General features: G+C 69.3%; 18 protein-coding genes. 4 read left to right on the plus strand and 14 right to left on the minus strand.

The genetic code is table 11. The features are described 5' to 3' along the window. The first annotated feature begins 264 nt into the window (after positions 1-264). The 4 genes from EX20_RS26130 to EX20_RS26145 all read left to right on the plus strand — a co-directional run bounded on the left by EX20_RS26130 (position 265) and on the right by EX20_RS26145 (position 4,684). Positions 265-699, plus strand: a complete 435-nt coding sequence (locus tag EX20_RS26130) for a universal stress protein (protein WP_014725264.1) — start codon at positions 265-267, stop codon at positions 697-699. Positions 700-1,335: 636 nt separating this feature from the next. Further along, positions 1,336-1,584, plus strand: coding sequence for a hypothetical protein (locus EX20_RS26135; RefSeq protein WP_014725266.1), 249 nt, complete (start codon positions 1,336-1,338; stop codon positions 1,582-1,584). A 483-nt stretch (positions 1,585-2,067) separates the two neighbouring features. Next, positions 2,068-3,354 carry an Nramp family divalent metal transporter gene (locus EX20_RS26140; protein ID WP_034195229.1) on the plus strand — a complete coding sequence of 429 codons (1,287 nt, stop codon included), beginning with the start codon at positions 2,068-2,070 and terminating at the stop codon, positions 3,352-3,354. A 94-nt stretch (positions 3,355-3,448) separates the two neighbouring features. Continuing rightward, positions 3,449-4,684: a DUF2252 family protein gene (locus EX20_RS26145; protein ID WP_034195230.1), complete on the plus strand. Its 1,236-nt coding sequence runs from the start codon at positions 3,449-3,451 to the stop codon at positions 4,682-4,684. Positions 4,685-4,837: 153 nt separating this feature from the next. Here the strand turns inward: EX20_RS26145 and EX20_RS26150 are convergent, their stop codons facing one another. The 14 genes from EX20_RS26150 to EX20_RS26215 all read right to left on the minus strand — a co-directional run bounded on the left by EX20_RS26150 (position 4,838) and on the right by EX20_RS26215 (position 17,508). After that, positions 4,838-5,239, minus strand: a complete 402-nt coding sequence (locus tag EX20_RS26150) for a PPC domain-containing DNA-binding protein (protein ID WP_011882493.1) — start codon at positions 5,237-5,239, stop codon at positions 4,838-4,840. A 95-nt stretch (positions 5,240-5,334) separates the two neighbouring features. Then, positions 5,335-6,357 carry a 2Fe-2S iron-sulfur cluster-binding protein gene (locus tag EX20_RS26155; protein ID WP_034195231.1) on the minus strand — a complete coding sequence of 341 codons (1,023 nt, stop codon included), beginning with the start codon at positions 6,355-6,357 and terminating at the stop codon, positions 5,335-5,337. 13 nt (positions 6,358-6,370) lie between these two features. Beyond that, the gene (gene hcp / locus EX20_RS26160) at positions 6,371-8,038 is read right to left on the minus strand and encodes a hydroxylamine reductase (RefSeq protein WP_034195232.1); all 1,668 of its coding nucleotides are present in this window, start codon (positions 8,036-8,038) and stop codon (positions 6,371-6,373) included. A gap of 185 nt (positions 8,039-8,223) precedes the next feature. Further along, the gene (locus EX20_RS26165; RefSeq protein ID WP_011882496.1) at positions 8,224-8,451 is read right to left on the minus strand and encodes a DUF3079 domain-containing protein; all 228 of its coding nucleotides are present in this window, start codon (positions 8,449-8,451) and stop codon (positions 8,224-8,226) included. A 172-nt stretch (positions 8,452-8,623) separates the two neighbouring features. Beyond that, complete coding sequence (locus EX20_RS26170) at positions 8,624-9,052, minus strand: YbaB/EbfC family DNA-binding protein (RefSeq protein WP_226152849.1); 429 nt, start codon at positions 9,050-9,052, stop codon at positions 8,624-8,626. A 107-nt stretch (positions 9,053-9,159) separates the two neighbouring features. Further along, positions 9,160-10,725, minus strand: coding sequence for a Do family serine endopeptidase (locus EX20_RS26175; protein WP_374702165.1), 1,566 nt, complete (start codon positions 10,723-10,725; stop codon positions 9,160-9,162). Between the two features lie 47 nt (positions 10,726-10,772). After that, positions 10,773-11,117: a hypothetical protein gene (locus EX20_RS26180; RefSeq protein WP_011882499.1), complete on the minus strand. Its 345-nt coding sequence runs from the start codon at positions 11,115-11,117 to the stop codon at positions 10,773-10,775. Positions 11,118-11,184: 67 nt separating this feature from the next. Beyond that, on the minus strand, positions 11,185-12,135 hold the full coding sequence (locus EX20_RS26185; protein ID WP_034195233.1) for a hypothetical protein: 951 nt from the start codon (positions 12,133-12,135) through the stop codon (positions 11,185-11,187). A gap of 6 nt (positions 12,136-12,141) precedes the next feature. Then, a complete protein-coding gene (locus EX20_RS26190) occupies positions 12,142-13,032 on the minus strand; it encodes a peptidylprolyl isomerase (protein WP_034195234.1) in 891 nt (296 codons plus the stop codon). An 87-nt stretch (positions 13,033-13,119) separates the two neighbouring features. Continuing rightward, positions 13,120-13,539, minus strand: a complete 420-nt coding sequence (locus tag EX20_RS26195) for a hypothetical protein (protein ID WP_224056194.1) — start codon at positions 13,537-13,539, stop codon at positions 13,120-13,122. A 17-nt stretch (positions 13,540-13,556) separates the two neighbouring features. Then, positions 13,557-14,132 (minus strand): YbjN domain-containing protein, encoded by a 576-nt coding sequence (locus EX20_RS26200; RefSeq protein ID WP_011882503.1) that lies wholly within the window; start codon positions 14,130-14,132, stop codon positions 13,557-13,559. Between the two features lie 56 nt (positions 14,133-14,188). Then, positions 14,189-14,893 carry a hypothetical protein gene (locus EX20_RS26205; RefSeq protein WP_034195236.1) on the minus strand — a complete coding sequence of 235 codons (705 nt, stop codon included), beginning with the start codon at positions 14,891-14,893 and terminating at the stop codon, positions 14,189-14,191. 12 nt (positions 14,894-14,905) lie between these two features. Then, positions 14,906-16,720 carry a putative porin gene (locus EX20_RS26210; RefSeq protein ID WP_034195237.1) on the minus strand — a complete coding sequence of 605 codons (1,815 nt, stop codon included), beginning with the start codon at positions 16,718-16,720 and terminating at the stop codon, positions 14,906-14,908. Positions 16,721-16,812: 92 nt separating this feature from the next. Beyond that, positions 16,813-17,508, minus strand: a complete 696-nt coding sequence (locus tag EX20_RS26215) for an energy transducer TonB family protein (RefSeq protein WP_051974503.1) — start codon at positions 17,506-17,508, stop codon at positions 16,813-16,815. Positions 17,509-17,512: the final 4 nt, after the last annotated feature.

Raw genomic sequence — 17,512 nt, forward strand, 5'->3', positions numbered from 1 at the left:
CAGCGATGCTCGGCGCACGCAGTACCCCGCCTCGACGAAGCGCCGGACTGACGTACCGACCGCCCGCCACGTCACTGAAATCCCCGTCCCGCGCCGCGATCAGTGAAAACGTTTATGCGCATAAACTTAAATTTCTTATATCTCTAATAAGAGCGGCAAGCCGGCCGGCGTTGACGACATTTTTACGCGGCCGGCCGCTTTCTTTAGCGCGTGCCTTCCTGGCGCGCGCTACGCTGCAACCGTCACCACTTCCGGGCGCTCGCCATGCTCAAGCTGCTGGTTCCGATCGGTCATTCGCCCCGCTCGCTGCACGCGGTGCGCCACGCGGCCTTTCTGTATCGCGAACGTTGTGCGTCGGAAATCGTGCTGATCAATGTGCAGCCGCCGCTCGAAGCGACACGGCTGGAGGCGTTTCACCCGCTGTCGCGGTTGCGCTCGATCGAGGACAGGTTTGCGTGCGACGATCTGGCGATGGCCGAGCGCGTGCTGCGCGAAGCCGGCGCCAGATATAGCGTGGTGAAGAAGGTCGGGCCGGTGGCCGACACGATCGCGGCCGCAGCGGCCGAGACGGGCTGCGACGAGATCGTCGTGGTCGCGCCGCGGCACGACCCGATTCATGCCCTGCTGTCGATGTTTCGCCGCAGCGTGATGAGCCGGCTGGTCCGGATCTCGAACGTGCCGGTGACGGCCGTCCGATAAGCCGCTGAAGAGAACTGTGCCGGCAGCATCGGTGCGCGGCGCAACGAATCGGTCGTGGACCGGATTCGGCGGGTCTTTCGATTCAAGTCGGCGCGGCGATGCGCCGTGACGGACGCGATGCCGTACCGCACCGTCTACACCGCTGCGCTGCGCCTGAGTATGCGTGCGCGCAGCGCCGGCGTGCTTACTTGATGACCTTGCGGACGAACAGCAGATAGGTTGCCAATGAAGACGCGCCCAGCAGGATGACCCACAACGGCGCCATGCTGATCAGTACGGAAGAGACGTTTAGCATTTGGATTCCTCACCATTTCGATAGCGGTGTGCAACGAATGACCGCAGTGCCCGGAGCGGAGCCGCTGCGCGGTCACATGCCCGCGCATCGTGTTCCACAAACATGCATTCATGCTATCGCTTTGAACGCGCGCGCGACCGTCAGCCCGCGCGCGCATCCTGATATTGGTCAAACTCGCGTCACTCGCGCCGCTGCCGGGACGATCGCGCCCGATTGCGCTGCCGGTGAAAAAAGGACACGACCGATTCCGGCCAGCCGTTTCCGCAGACGTTAACCGGGGGAAGCCCCAAGTGCGGCGCGAGCCGTGCCCGCGTTACGCTCGGGCAACGAGGAGACGAATCATGAGACGAGTCGTGCACATCGCTTTTTTTGCGCTGCTGGCATACCTGATCGGCGATCGCGCGCTGCTGCACGCGCAAGGCCGCGACGCCACGCCGAGTGCATGCTCGCAGCGCGCCGAGCAGGTGAAATACGACGCGCTCAGCCGCGGCTTCGGCGCCGCGGCTGCCGGCAGCCAAAGCGAGGCGTTCATGTCGGGATGCCTCGTGAGCGGGCGCGCCGATATGGATGCGACGACCGCGTCCCGTTGACGTTCGGTGCGCGGCGTCCGCTGCGGCTCTCGCGCGGACTTCGGTAGCGATCGGCGCTTTTCGTCGGCTTGCGGCTTGCGGCTTGCGGCTTCGGGCTTCGGGCTTCGGGCTTCGGGCTTCGGGCTTCGGGCTTCGGGCTTCGGGCTTCCGGCTTCCGGCTTCCGCGGCTTGCGACTGATGGAGCCGACACCCACATCGCGGTGATACTCGCCCCACTACCCTACTGCGCCCGACGCGGTCGATAGACACGCACGCCGCATCCCTCGGCCGACACGGCCGCCGCTGCCGTTCCGCGCCGCAACCCACGCCCGCGACGCTCACATCGCTCCCGCCACGCGCCTCCGCCGCGCCGCTGCCTGATCCCCATCGTTTGTTGTCCGGCGACCCACCGCATCGCTTGTCCGCGCCCCCTCGCAGCAACCGCCTCCCCCAGGTACACCGATTGCTCCCCGATCGCCATATCCCCACGGGCCGCCAACCTACATGAACGACAACAACTCACTCGATTCCGCCCAAACTCGTCCGCATCGCGGCTCGTGGCTGCGTCGCCTCGGCCCCGGTCTCGTCACCGGCGCCGCCGACGACGACCCTTCCGGCATCGGCACCTACTCGCAGGCCGGCGCGCAATTCGGCCTCGAACTGCTGTGGTCGCTGCTGCTCACCTATCCGCTAATGACGGCCATCCAGCTCGTCAGCGCGCGCATCGGTCGCGTGACGGGCAAGGGGCTCGCCTCGAACATGCGCGCCCACTATCCGCCGTGGCTGCTCTACGCCACCGTGGTGCTGCTGATCGTCGCGAACGTGATCAACATCGCGGCCGACCTCGCGGCGATGGGCGCAGCCGTCAATCTGCTGCTGCACGGTCCGCAGGAACTCTATGTCGTCTTCCTCGGCGCGTTGTCGGCCCTGCTGCAGATCTTCGTGCCGTACGACCGCTATGCGCGCCTGCTCAAATGGACCGCATTGGCGCTGCTCGCGTATGTCGCAGTCGCGCTGATCGTGCCGGTCGATTGGGGTGAAGTCGGCCGCGCGCTCGTGCGGCCGCGGTTCCAGTTGACCGCGGCGTACCTGACCACGGTCGTCGCCGTGCTCGGCACGACGATCAGCCCCTACCTGTTCTTCTGGCAGGCGTCGCAGGAAGTCGAGGAATTGCGCGCGAAACCGAACCAGAAGTCGTTGCGGCGGGCGCCACACCAGGCGCCCGCGCAACTGCAACGAATCAACTTCGACACCTGGGTCGGCATGGGCGTATCGAACGTCATCGCGTTCTTCATCACGCTCACGGCCGCGGCCACGCTGAACCGGCATCACATCGACGTGAAGACCTCGGCGGATGCCGCGCGCGCGCTCGAACCGATCGCCGGCCACTTCGCGTACATCCTGTTCGCGCTCGGGATCATCGGCACGGGCCTGCTGGCGCTGCCCGTGCTCGCCGGATCGGCCGCTTACGCGGCCGCGGGCACCTTCCGCTGGCGCAACAGTCTCGCGCTGAAGGTCGGCGTCGCGCCCGAGTTCTATGCGGTGATCGCGTTGGCGATCGTCGGCGGCGTCGCGATCACGTTCATGCATTTCGATCCGATCCGCGCGCTCTACTGGAGCGCGGTCATCAACGGCGTGACCGCCGTGCCGATCATGATCGTGATGATGTTGATGGCGCGCAGCCGACGCATCATGGGCGAGTTCGCGGTCCGGGGCGTGCTGGCCTGGGGCGGCTGGATCGCGACGGCCGCGATGGCGATCGCCGCCACCGGCGTGTTCGTGCCGGGCTGAGCCGCAAGGCCGATCCCGGCGCGCTCGGCGGACGTCTCGTGCGCCGACCTGCCTGCCGACAGGCCGGCGCCGTGTGGAAGAAGGAGGAAGCATCGTGGCGAAACAAAGCGCAGCATCCGCGCGGCTGCCCGCGAGCGACGAACGCGCGCGCATTCTCGAGCGCCTGCGCAGCCGCAAGATGGCGCGCTCGATCCACACGTACACGCGCGGCAGCGCCGAACGCTTCTACGCGTGGCTGGCCGACCATCGAACCGGCACGTTGCCCGACGGCCCCGCGGTGTGGATCTGCGGCGACTGCCATCTCGGCAACCTCGGGCCGGTCGCGGCGAAGACGGGCGAAGTCGCCGTGCAGATACGCGACCTCGACCAGAGCGTGATCGGCAATCCGGTGCACGACCTGCTGCGGCTCGGCTTCTCGCTGGCGACCGCGGCGCGCAGCTCGGATCTGCCCGGCGTCATCACGTGGCACATGATGGAAGCGCTGATCGACGGCTATGCGCTCGCGTTCGATCCGCGGCGTCGCGACGAACTCGCCCGAACGAAGCGCCCGACCGCAGTGAAAATAGCGATGCAGGCGGCGCTGCACCGATCGTGGCGCAAGCTCGAGCGGCAGACGCTGCGCAAACGCGCGCCGCACATTCCGCTCGGCAAGCGCTTCTGGCCGCTGTCCGAAGCCGAGCAGCGCGCCATTCACGTGCTGTTCGAATCGGCTCCGGTGTCTCCGGTCAGCGCCGCGCTCAGTCATGCGGCTTGCGCCAACGCGCGCATGACGGTGCTCGACGCCGCCTACTGGGTCAAGGGATGCAGCTCGCTCGGCCGGCGCCGCTTCGCGGTGATGCTCGAGATCGACGACGGGTGTCCCGATGAGCGCCGCCCCTATCTGATCGACATCAAGGAGGCCACCACGGCCGACGCGCCGAAACAGAGAGGCATACGCATGCCGCAGGACGCCGCGCAGCGCGTGCTCGAAGGCGCGCGGCACGTGTCGCCGATGCTCGGAAGTCGCATGTGCGCGGCGCGCCTCGACGGGCGCCCGGTCGTCATGCGCGAATTGATGCCGCAGGATCTGAAGCTGGACGCCGAACGCCTGTCGGAAGCGGACGCGATCGACGCGGCGCGATATCTTGCGCGCGTGGTCGGACACGCACATGCGATACAGATGGACGACGCGACGCAACGGGCATGGCGCAACGAGTTGCGGAGCAGGCGTCCGAAAACGGTCGACGCACCATCCTGGCTGTGGCGAAGCATCATCGAATTGATGGCCGCGCATGAGCAGGCGTATCTGGAGCATTGCCGTCGCCATGTGCTGCGGAGGACGGGTCGCTGAATCTTGGCCGCGGGATCACGCGATGCGCGGTGTAGCACGGTGCCGCTTCGGGCCGCGCCATGTCGTGTCGTGCCGCGCACGACCGCACCAGCTCGCTCGCGGCCCGGCCCCACCGTATCGCACACGATCGACCCAGCCGGCCACCCCACCCGATCAACCGCTCGCCGGCCGAATCACGAGCTCGTCGAAGCCGGTACGCGCATCGCGTTCGCGCGAAAATCGATGCGCGGGCAACGATGCAACGAGCAGTTCAACGGTCGTACGCACGACACAGCCGCTCGCGACGTGTCCGCCCGACACGCGCCCGGATGCGTCGGCAACCGTCATGTGCAGGTGCGCGCCGTCCGGCGACACCGAGCCGGCCAGCGTCAGTATTTCGAGGTCGCCGTGCAACTCGGCCGGCGAATCGACGCCCGCATAACGCACGCGCGCGACGCTGAGGCTGCCGATGCCCTGCAGCACGAACGCCGCATGAACATCGAGCCGACGCAACGCGTGCTCGATCGACGCGCGCAGATCGTCACCGGGAGACAGACGTAAAGGAAGGGCTTGCATGGTCGATCACCTGCTCGAGAGCCGCGGTATCGACGCAGCGTACGTGCGCCCGCGCAATCCGGCAAGCCGCTGCCGGACCGCACGGCGCACGCGCATCACACGGTGAAGCGCTCGCTGGCGAACTGCGCGGCCGGCAGGCCGGCCGCGGCGGCCGCTTCACGCGCGCCCTCGACGAGCGGCGGCGGCCCGCACACGTAGAGGTCCGGCGACACGTCGGCCTGCGCGAGCGCCGCGCGCAATGCATCGACCGGCGTGCCGTGGAGTCCGGCCCATTGCGGGCCGGGCCGCCACACGCACAGGTCGACCAGCAACTGCGGCAGGTCGGCCTGCAGCCGCTCCAGCTCGTCGAGCAGGAACAGCTCGCTTTCCTCATTGACGCCGAAGAACAGCCGCGCGTCGGCGAGCTCCTGATACTCGGCCATGCGCCTGAGCATCGACAGGATCGGCGCGAGCCCCGTGCCGCCCGCGACGAACCAGCGCGGCCGCAAGCTGTCCGCGAACAGTCCGAAGCCGCCCATCGGCACGCGCACCGTCAGCGCATCGCCGAGCCGTGCGCGCTCGCGCAGATAGGTGGAGAACCAGCCGCCCGGCCGCAGCCGGATCAGGAATTCCAGGCGGCCGTCCCAGTTGCTCGTATTCGCGAGCGAATACGGGCGGCGCAGGCCGCTGCCCGGCACCTCCAGCTCCGCGAACTGGCCGGCCTCGAATTCCGCCGCCGCGCCGAACACGTCGTCGGGCTCGATCTGCAGCTCGACGCGCATCGTGTCCCGCGCGATCGTGTCGAGCGTCACGATGCGCGCCGTGCGCACCGGCACCGGCTGCAGCAGCACTTTGCTGCGGTCGTACGGTGCGGCGACGCGCAGATCGCCGAGCGGCGTCGTCCGGCACAGCAGCACCGCGCCGGATTGGCCTGCCGCAAGCGCGTCGGCGCTGTGCCCCTGCATCTCGTACGGGCCGTCGACGACGGTGGCCTGGCACGCGCCGCAACTGCCGCGCCGGCATTGCGACGGCAGCGTGATGTCGGCCTGCGCAGCGGCGGCGAGCACGTCCTGGCCCGGTTCGCAGTCGAAGCCGAACGGCTCGCCGTCGCGCGTCGTGATCTCGATCCGATAGCTCATCGAATCATCCCGCTCACGCTGCCTGGCGCGACAGCGCAGCGGCGAGGTCCGCACTGGCGTCGCCGATCGGCTGGATGCCGAACTGATCGACCAGCACGTTGAGCACGCCGGGCGTGATGAACGCCGGAAGCGTCGGTCCGAGCCGGATGTTGCGGATGCCGAGCGCGAGCAGCGTCAGCAGCACGGCCGCGGCCTTCTGCTCGAACCACGAGATGACGAGCGACAGCGGCAGGTCGTTCACGCCGCATTCGAATGCGTCCGCGAGCGCCGTCGCGATGCGGATCGCCGAATAGCTGTCGTTGCACTGCCCGACGTCGAGCAGACGTGGAATGCCGCCGATATCGCCGAACGCGTGCCGGTTGAAGCGGTACTTGTTGCAGCCGAGCGTCATCACGACCGTGTCGTCCGGCGCCTGCTCCGCGAACTCGGTGTAGTAGTTGCGTCCCGGCGCCGCGCCGTCGCAGCCGCCGATCAGGAAGAAGTGGCGAATCTGGCCGGCCTTCACCGCGTCGATCACCTTGTCGGCCACGCCGAGCACCGCATGACGGCCGAAGCCGACGGTGATGGTCTCCTCGGGCGCGGTGGCCGGGAAGCCGGGCAGCGCCTGCGCGGCACGGATCAGCGTCGAGAAATCGTGATGTTCGAGGTGCCGCACGCCGGGCCAGCCGACCGGCCCCGTCGTGAAGATCCGCTGCCGGTATTGCGGCAGCGGCTCGATGATGCAGTTGGACGTCATCAGGATCGGGCCGGGGAAGTGCGCGAAATCGCTCTGCTGATCCTGCCACGCGCCGCCGTAGTTGCCGACCAGATGCGGAAACGCGTTGAGCGCCGGATACGCATGCGCGGGCAGCATCTCGCCGTGCGTGTACACGTTGATGCCGGTGCCCGCCGTCTGTTCGAGCAGCGCATGCAGATCGCCGAGGTCGTGGCCCGACACGAGGATCGCCTTGCCGGCCACCGGCGACACGCGCACGGCGCTCGGCTGCTGCGCGCCGAAGCGGCCGGTGTTCGCGCTGTCGAGCAGCTCCATCACCGTCAGGTTCAGCCGGCCGAGATCGAGCGCCTGCTCGAGCAATGCGTTCACGTCGGTCGGGTCGGTCGCGAGAAACGCGAGCGCCGCTTCGATGCCTTCGTAGATGTCGTCGCGTTCGTAGCCGAGCACGCGTGCATGGTGTGCATATGCGCACACGCCCTTCAGCCCGTACAGCACCAGTGCGCGCAGCCCGACGATGTCGGCGCCCACCGTATCGAGGCCCGCGTCGATGCCGACGGCCGCTGCCTGCTTCAGCAGACCGGGCAGATCGTCCGCCGGCTGCCACGCGGCCGGACCCTGCAGCGCCGGCAGCGCCGCGCCCGTGGCGCGCGCCTGCGCGTCGCATGCGGCCTTCACGCGGTCGCGCGTCTGCGCCGCTTCACGCAGCAGCGTGACGAAGCGCGCGGCGTGGAAGTTCACGTTGGTCAGCGTCGTGAACATCGCGTACAGCACGAACCGGTCGGCTTCGCGGTCGCGCACGCCCATCGTGCGCGCGAGTGCGCCGTACTGCGCGATGCCCTTCACCGCATGGATCAGCAGATCCTGCAGGTCGGCAGTCGTCTCGTCCTTGCCGCAGTTGCCCTTCGCCGTTGCACAGCCGGGCCGTGCGCCGGTCCGGTCGGTCTGTTCGCATTGATAGCAAAACACGGTGCTCTCCTTTGTCGATCATGGGGACGCGGGTCGGTGCGTCGGCGCCGCAAATCGTGTTTCGGCCGCCGGGCGCTACGCCCGCTTCAAGATGCGTTCTTTATGCATCTTTTTCATGATCTTTCGGCGCAGCATCTGCCACCCTGACGCAGATCAAAAAAGCACACGTGTGGGACAACTTGTCGCTATGACTGCGCGCCGGCCGGTTCGGCGGGCGCGTCGTCGGCTTCGCCTTCGCTGAATTCGATGCCCCAGTCGCCGTAGCGATACCAGTCTTCGCCGAGCGATTCGCATGGATGCTGCGTGCGACTGCAGCCGTTGCCGCAACGCATCGCATCCGTCGGGCAGTAGTTGTCGCATCCCCAGCAGATCCGCTCCGGATGCGCCGGGTGCAGCGCGAATTTCTTGGCCATGATGCGTTGTCCTGAAGTCGGTGGGTACGCTACCGTCCGACTCTAGTACGCACACCGCACGATGCCGATGCGACATTCGTTCGCAGCGCAGAGGCGGGATCGATGGCGCGTGCGGAGGCCGTTTCGGTGTTGCTCAGGATGGACTGCGCGCGTCATGTCGCGCGACGTCTCGTCACGGCGTACGCGTGTCCGACGCCGCCGCAGCTTGCGGATTCGCGATCAGCTGCAAGCGCATGCGCAGCGGCTGCAACATGTCCGGCGGCGGCGCTTCGGCGAGCGCTCGCGCGACGAGCAACTGACGCAGCGCCGCGTCCGCATCGACCGAGCCGAGCGTCGCGAAATCCACTCGTGTGACCACGCCGTTCGCACCGATCCATGCGCGTATCGCGATCGGCGACGGCGCATCGGCGCTCACATCCGGGCCGCGCGCTTCGAGATAGCGATGCAGCCGCTGCGACGCGTCTCCACCCGCTTCGAGCCACATCTCGAACTGATGCCCGACCAACTGGGCATATGTGACCCACGACTGCGGCACGTCGGTGGTCTGTGCGGCGACCGACGTGCACACGGCCAGCAGCGCCGCGCAAACGCCTGCGCGCAACCATCCGGATACCGTCCCTACCCGCGTTCGCGTCATCCCGCCTCCCGTTCCATGTGTATCGCTCGCGTGCGCGAACGGCGCGCATCGCACCGCGTCGGCCTGCGCGTTCATCCTGCCCCGATCGGCACATACAGCCGCGTGCCGCCGCGTTGCACGAGCAGCGCGACGTTGCCGTGCGCGGCGTCCATCGCGGCCATCAACGTGTCGATGCTCGCGACCGTCGCGCCGTTGACCGACAGCACGACGTCGCCCGGCTGCAACCCCGCGCGCGCCGCCTGACCGCTCGCCCGTTCGACGACGAGCGCCTGGCCCACGCCGAGCCGCCGCCGTTCGCGGTCGGTCGCGGCGCGCAGCACGAGCCCGAAGCGGGCCGGTCCGCGCGCGACGCCGGCCGGCGCCGCCCCGCTGTCGAACGCGCCGACCGTCGCGCCGACATGCATCGCCCGCCCCGCGCGCCACAGGAGCAGATCGACCTGCCGCCCGGCCCGCATGCCGGCGATCGTGCCGAGCAGATCCGCCGATTCGGCGACCGCGTTGCCGTCCACCGCGAGCACGACGTCGCCTGCCTGCAATCCCGCCTGCGCGGCCGGGCCGTCGGGCTCGACCATCGTGATCAGCGCGCCGTCCGGGCCCGGGAGGCCGAACGAGCGCGCGAGCGCGCGGCTCACTTCCTGCACGGCCACGCCGAGCCGGCCGCGCACGACCTTGCCGGTGCGCAGCAACTGGTCCTTCACGTCGAGCGCGATATCGATCGGGATCGCGAACGCGAGCCCCTGATAGCCGCCCGTCTTCGAGAAGATCATCGAATTGATCGCGATCACGCGGCCGTCGAGATCGAACAGCGGCCCGCCCGAATTGCCGGGATTGATCGGCACGTCGGTCTGGATGAACGGAATCGCGCGCTCGCCGGGCAACGAGCGCGACTTCGCGCTGACGATGCCCTGCGTGACCGTATTGGCAAACCCGTACGGCGATCCGATCGCCATCACCCAGTCGCCGACCTCGGTGCGTGCCGGATCGCCGGTCGCGACGACCGGCAGGTTGTGCGCGTCGATACGTATCACCGCGACGTCGGACAGCGGATCGCTGCCGAGCACGCGGCCCGTGAACTCGCGCTTGTCGGTGAGCTTCACGTCGACGCTCGTTGCGTCGCCGACTACGTGCCGGTTCGTGAGGATCACGCCGTCCGCGTCGACGATGAAGCCGGAGCCGAGGCTCACCTCCTCGCGGTTGCCGATCACACGTCGCGCGAGAAACGGCGCGAGCGGATGATCGGGTGCGATGCCGGGCGGCAGCTGGATGCCCATCTGCGCGACTTCGCGCGTGACGCTGATGTTGACGACGGCCGGGCCTACGCGCCGCACGAGCGCCGCAAAGTTCGGCAGTGCGACGGTTGCGGATGCGCGGTTGTTCGTGGCGATGGGGCTGCGCTCGGTTGGCGCGGGCGTCGTGGCGGCCGTGGCGGCCGTGGGAGCCGTGGGAGCCGTGGGAGCCGTGGGAGCCGTGGGAGCCGTGGGAGCCGTGGGAGCCGTGGAAGCCGCGGAAATCGCGGAAGTCGTCGGAGCCGTGGCAACCGTGGCAGCCCTGCCAACTGTGATAGCCGCAATCCCCGCGCACGCGAGCACGAGCCCACCCGTCAGCGCTCGCAGCAACGTGGCGCGGCCCGCCTTCATGCGCATGCGCATGGCATCGCTGCGCGCCGGCCGACGATCCCGCGCGATCATCGCTTCGGCGGCACCGCGACCGGCGCGTCGGGCCGCTGCGGCGTCGCCGAGCGGCCCCAGTTCGAGCCGAAGCGGTTGCGTTCGGTCGACAGGTTGAACGTGCCGAGGCGGTTCGACGGCTGCTTCGACAGCCGTTCGGCATCGGTCTGCGGTGCGCCGCCCGGTTGCGCGTCGGACGCCGGCTTCAGTTGCCGGCTCAGGCAGTCATAGGACAGCGCGCGCTTGCCGTCGACTTCCGCATCGACGCACACCGGCTTCCCAGCCGAACCGGGCTCGGCAGCCGCCGCGCCGGCGCCCTGCGCGTGCGCGCCCGCGGCCTGCAGCACGCATGCGATCGTCATCATCACCCCAAGTCGTCCGTTCATCCGTTCTCCGTCGATCATGGCCGGTCCGTCAGCATTCGCGCGCTCATGCACGCACCGCGCGCGCGACCGGTTGCGCCAGAAAGCGCGCGAACGCCGCGCGCTCGGCCGCGCCGACCGCTGGCTCGTGCGCATTCGCGCATTGCCCCCAGACGTCGCGCATCCCGTCGATCGGCTGCCACGCGAGCACCTGCGCGCCGGTCGGATACGGCGTGACGACGGGCTCGCGATAGTCGACGCGAAAGAGCCGCGGCGCATCGCCGCCCGCGGTCCACAAATCGCCGACGTCGCGCACGCTCGCGTCGAACCAGAAACGCACCCAGCGCACGGTCGGGGCGAGCGCGGCAGCGCTGCGAGAGACGGCCGGAGGTGTGTCGGCAGACGGTGTATCCGCAGACGGCGCGACGGCAGACGACGTATCGGCAAACCGCGCAACAGCACACGCCACATCACCAGCCGCTGTATCCGCCCGCACCGCATCCCCACCCACCACCTCCGGCACGCGCATAAACCCCGCCAGCACGAGCAGCACGGCCGCCAGATCGTCGTCGCGCAACATCCGGTACGACCACAGATCCGCGACGTCCGCGCACGCGATCACCGCGATGAAGCGCTCGATCGTCAGCGCGGGCCACACATGCCGCATCGATGCGTAATGACACGCCCACCGCGCGACGAACCGCTCGCGATGACGCGCCGCGACCTCCACATCGCTCGACCCGCGGATCGCGAGCTCATCCGGTTGATATTGCCGCGTCGTCAGCACGCATTGCGCGGAGCAACGCGCGCTGCGGTGCCGCGCATAGCCGCCCGCGCCGGGCAGCGGCTCGAGCGCGCCGAAGCACAGCGGACAATGCGTCGGCCATTCGCCGCGGCGGCTCGGCCACGGCGTCGCCTTCGGCAGGCGCGGACGATCGGACGCGACGGCCGCTCGCCGCCGCTCCGGCGTGCGCGCATCGGGAGCCGCGACCGGCGGCGTCGGACGGACAGTTGCCATGGCGGCCTACCGGGCAGCGGCGAGCGCTTTCTTCAGCGCGTCTTCGTTGATCGGCGCGTTCGCGGCAAGGTTCGCGAGATACGTGCGCGCATTCTGCTGCGTGCGCTGCGCGCGCAGCATCGTGCGCAGCTGCTCCTTCACGTCGGCCAGCGGACGCGGCGCAGCCGCGCGCACGTCGATCAGCTTCACGACATGAAAACCCGACGGCGTGCGAACCGGCGCGGACACCTGCCCGGGCTTCAGCGCGTCGGCCGCCTGCCGCACGGCCGGCAGCATCAGCGAATCCGGTACGAAACCGAGATCGCCGCCGTTCGCCGCGCTCGCGGCGTCCTGCGAATTCGCCCGCGCAAGCGCAGCGAAATCGCCGCTGCGCGCGCGGTTCGCGAGATCGGCCGCCCGTTTGCGAGCGGCTTCCAGCGTCGCGGCGTCCGCATTCGACGGCACCGCGATGTAGATCTGGGCGACGTGCAGCGCACGCGGCGTAGTGAGCGCCGCGCGGTTCTGCTCGTATGCGGACTGGATCTCAGCATCGGACGGATAGTCGGCAGGCGGCGCACTGACGGATGCGAGATAACTGCGCGCGACGATGTCGCGCCGCGCCTGCTCGATCGCCGCCTGCACCTGCGCGTCCTTCTCCCAGCCTTTCGACTTCGCCTCGGCGAGCACCGCCTTCTGCGCGAGCGTCGCGCGCACGACCTGGTCGAGCGCCGCCGGGTCGGCAGCGAGCCGCTCGCGGCCTTCGGCGTTCACCGCCTTCAGCACGCCGGCGATATCGGCCTGCGTGACCGACGCCTGCGCGACGCTCGCGATCACGTCGTCCTGCGCATGCGCGGCGAGCGGTGCGGCCAGCAGCAAGCCGGCCGTCACGAGCGCCCGCGTCTTCATCTTCGTCATCATCGTTGCACTGCCCTCTCGGTTGCTGTTCAAGTGCGCACGCCGCCGGTCGCACGGCATGTGCGTCCTCACGTTCATCGCCGCATCGCCCTAGCGCACGCTCGACAGCGTCATGCGCAACACGATCGGCTGCGTCATGCCCCGCGGCGGCGCACTGCCGACCGCGCGGCCCACGAGCGCGTCGCGCAGCGCGGCATCGACCGCAGGATCGCCGGCCGGCACGCTATCGACGCGCGTCACGTGCCCGCGCCCGTCGAGCCACGCACGTATCGGCAGCACCGGCCGGTCGTCGCCGGTATCGGCGAGCCGATCGGCCCAGCGCCCGACATCCGCGCGCACCCGGCACGCGACGGCATCGTCGCCGTCGAGCACCGCCTGCAGGCGCCGCGACACGCACTCCGCATACGCGACCCAGACGGCCGGCGCCGCGTCGCTCGCCACCGCGCTCGCAGCGGGCAGCGCATGCGGCGGCAGCAGCGCACGCAGCGCGGCACCGATTCGACGTCCCACGCGTGCGCTCGCGGCGATCATGACGGCACCGCGGCCCCGGACGACGCCGCCACGGCAGCCAGCGCATCCGGACGGTCGGCGTCGGCCGCACGGGCCGCCGCTTCCTGCTCGGCGAGCGCCGGACGGTTGCGCAGATGCAGCAGGAATTCCTGGATCAGCCGGTCCCACAGCTCGACCGTCGAGCGCAGATGGCGCTCGGACACGCCGCCCGCGACCACCACGTCCATCTCGAGCGCGAGAAACGCGCCGTGGCTCGCGAGACGCGCGAAGCGCTTGGTCCGGTTCCAGTTCGCCACCAGTTCGGCCGGCAACTCGCCTTGCACCTGCAACACGCAGGACAGCGTGTAGTCGAGGTAGACGATCCGCGCGGCGTCGATGGCCGGCGGCACGCCTACGGCCGGATTGCCGAAGCGCACCGCGAAGCCGACGCCCTGACTCGCGCTCATCAGCTGCATCGCACCGTTCTGTTCGGCCACCGTCACGCGATAGCCCGCGCGTCGCAGGATCTCGGCGAGCCGCTCGGCGCTGACGGCTTCGATCGGCGCATCGTGTGCCGCGCGTTCGTCGGCGGTGTTGGTTTGCTCATGTTCCATGTCTGTGTTCCCGGTATTCAACGAATCGATCGGTTCGGGCCGGCGCCGGCTCGCGGTCACTGCCCGCTCGCACTTGCACCAGCGCTTGCGCCGGAGGACGCGGCCGATGCGGCGGCCGCCGACGCGGGCGCCGCAGCCGGCGCGCGTGCGGCCGCGTCGTACTTGCCCGCATACAGCGCATCGCCGTAGCGTTGCGCGAGCTCGTCGTACCTGACGCGCACCGACTGCGCGAACGGCTGGCGCGACGCGAAGAACGTGCCGATGCCGACATGCTCGTACGCGTCGAGGATCTCGTGGCCGACGCGATACAGCGCCGCATTGTGGGCCTCGCAGGTTTTCAGTTGCGTGTCACGCGCGGCGAGATCCTGCTGCGCCTGCACATGCTGCGCATCGCGCGTACGCGACACGGCGAGCAAATCGTCGTACGACGCCTTGTACTTCGCGAGCGAGCGCGCATCCTGCTCGCGCGCCGCCCGTTCGGCCGCCAGCGCGCGCTTCGCGGCCGCTTCGGCGCCCGTGTCGCCGCGTGCGGCCGCGAGCTGGGCCTGCGCCGCCTTCAACTGGGCGAGCGCGTCGTCGCGCTGCTTCTCAGCGGCCGCCTTGTCGGCCTGCAACTGCGCCTGGTTGTCCTGCAGCTGGCGCAACTCCTGCACGGTCGAGCGCAGCTGGCTGCGCAGCTTGTCGTCGATGCTCTGCGCATGCGCTGCGCCGGCCGCCAGCAGCAGCACGCCCGCGAGCATCGTGCGATAGGTCGTGTTCATGCGCGGCTCCGGTCAGAAGCGAGCGTTGAGCTCGAGCTGCAGCACGTCGATCGACACCGGCGGCCCGTACACTTCCTTCGAGCTCAGGTAGCGGGCCGACACCCACGTATCGCGCGCGACCGCATAGGCCGCGCCGATCACGTAGCCGCGTGCGTTGGTGCCGCCGAGATGGAAGTCGGAATCGTTGAATGCGTCGAGCACCGCGTCCGGCTGCAGGTACTTGTATGCGATCGAGAAATTCCACTGGCCCTTCTCGCGCAGCTCCGGCTCGCCGATCGTCGCCTTCGCGAGGAAGCCGTTCGGGCCGCTGCGATAGTCGGCGCGCGTCGCGTTCACCGACGTCGACTCGTAGTTGTTGACCGGCAGCGACGCCGCCGCGAACGCCTTGTTGTCGTTGTACGCGAGGTTGCGCACGTATTCGCCGTCCAGGCGCAGCTTGATGCGATCGGCGACGACCGTATCCCACTGCGCCTTCAGGTCGAGCAGCCGGTAGTTGTACGCGAGACCGAACAGCTGCGGCTGCGGCGTCATCCCCGGTGCGAGGTTCGGGTTCTGCACGATGTTGCGCAGCGCCATCAGCGTGTTGCCGCCCTGCATGAACACGGGCGCCTCGTTGTCGGTGCTGCAGCTGGTCGCGCCGAGATACAGCGCGCACGGCGACGACAGCGTGCCGCGCATGTTCTGGAAGTCGTAGTACGCAACCGCGCCCCTCAGCCGGTTCCGCGCGTCGATCTTCCAGTCCGCGCCGAACTGCGCGCCGAACATCCACTTGGTATCGCTGCCGGCCTTGTCGGTGCTGTTGGACGGGAAGTTCTCGCCCGTGTACTGGATCGGGAACACGCCGAGCGTGCCGAACAGCGTGACGTCCGGATTCCACGGCAGCGCATGCTGCAGGTTCGCGGCGAAGCCGTCCATCATCAGGTCGTCGGAGAACACCAGGTCCGACTTGAAGAACGGATTGTCGAAACGGCCGGCCGTCAGGTTCAGCCACGGCGCGGGCCGGTACGCGAAGAACGCCTTGTTCAGCCAGATGCTCTTCTTGCCCCAGCCGCCGCCGGCCGTCCCCGTCGTGGACACCGGGCCGTTGTCGTTGCCGCTCGCGAGCTGCAGGCCGGCGATCATCTCGTCGGACAGCGTCGCGGTCACGCCGAGCCGCGCACGGTAGCGCAGCAGGTTGTTGCGGTTTTGCGTGGTGTTCTGCGTCGGCAGCTGCGTGGTGTTGGTGTTCGAGTTGATGTCGAAGCCGCCGCCCTGGTTGATCGCCGCGAAGTTCGTCACGTTGTTCGCGTTGCGGCTGCCGTAGAAGTGGTATTCGTCGCGCACGCGCATGTCGCCGTCGAGCTTGATGCGCGACACCCAGTCGGGGAACGTGTTCGGCTGCGCCCAGTTCTCGGCCTTCGCCTGCGCGATCACCTCCTGCTTCACCTGGTCGCGGATCTGGTCGCGCACGAGCTGCGGCACGTACGGCACCGCGACGTCGCCCGGCTGCGTCGGCGGGTTCACGACGCCCGCCGCGGCCGCGACCGGCACGCCGGCGCCGCGCGCGGCGCGCGCCTGCACGGCCTCGCTGCGCGCCTCGCTGATCAACTCGTTCGCGTTCTGCTGCGTGAGCACGCCGCGCTTGACGAGCAGGTTGATCAGGTTGATCACCACGCTCTCGGTCGGCGCGGCCTTGCCCGCCGCGGCTTGCGTGGCCAGCGATTGCGCGTGCGCGGTCGACGCGCAGGCCAGCCCGAGCGTGAGCACCGCCGCGCCGACGCGCGACAGGCGCGCGGGCAGCGCCCCGCTGCGGGGCGCCGCGCCCCGTCCGTTCATCTTGTGACTCATCGAAGCACTCCGAACAATTTCCGTTTCTTGTGCGGCAGCATCCGTGCGACGGAGCTGCCCCTTGGATTGATTCGCCATTCGCGCGCGGTGCGTCATGCGGGCTTGCGCCCCTGCAGCCGCACCAGCACCGGATACGCGGTCGCGGGCGGCGGCGCTTCGTCGACCCGGCCGAGCGACTCGACCGCCGCGAGCACCGCCGCGTCGATCTTCGCGTCGCCGGTCGACTGCGCGATCGTCACCTTCGTGATGCGCCCGGACGCGTCCATCCACAGGTTCAGGCTGCCCGCGAAGCGCGCGCCGCCGGCTTCCTGCACGCCCTTGTCCTGCTCGATCGCGCGCTGCAGCACGTACACCATGTACTGCGCGTAGCTCGCATTGCCGAACTTGCCGCCGCCGCTGCCGACCATCCCCGAACCGTCGCCCGCGCCGATGTTGAAGCTGTCGGTGCCGGCCTGCGCGGGCGCGTTCATCGTCATCTGCTTCGGCTGGTCGTCCGACGGCTTCGGCGCTTCGGACGGTTTCGGCGCGATCGTCGGCCGCTCGACCGGCGTCTTGACCTCGTCCTTCACCTTCTCGGGCGGCGGCTTCTTCGGCGGCGGCGGTGGCGGCGGCGGCAGCGGAATCACCGTCGTCACCTGCGGCGCGCTCGCGCGCTTCACGCCGGCCGTATCGCCCGCGAAATGCCAGATCAGCGCGGCGAGCGCGGCCAGCGCGAGCGCGATCGCGACCGGCTTCACGTAGCGGCCGGGGCCCTTGTGCGGCGGGCCGCCGTTGTAGGTCATTTCCATCGCG

The organism is Burkholderia sp. WP42 (assembly GCF_000745665.1).
Lineage (GTDB): Bacteria > Pseudomonadota > Gammaproteobacteria > Burkholderiales > Burkholderiaceae > Burkholderia > Burkholderia vietnamiensis.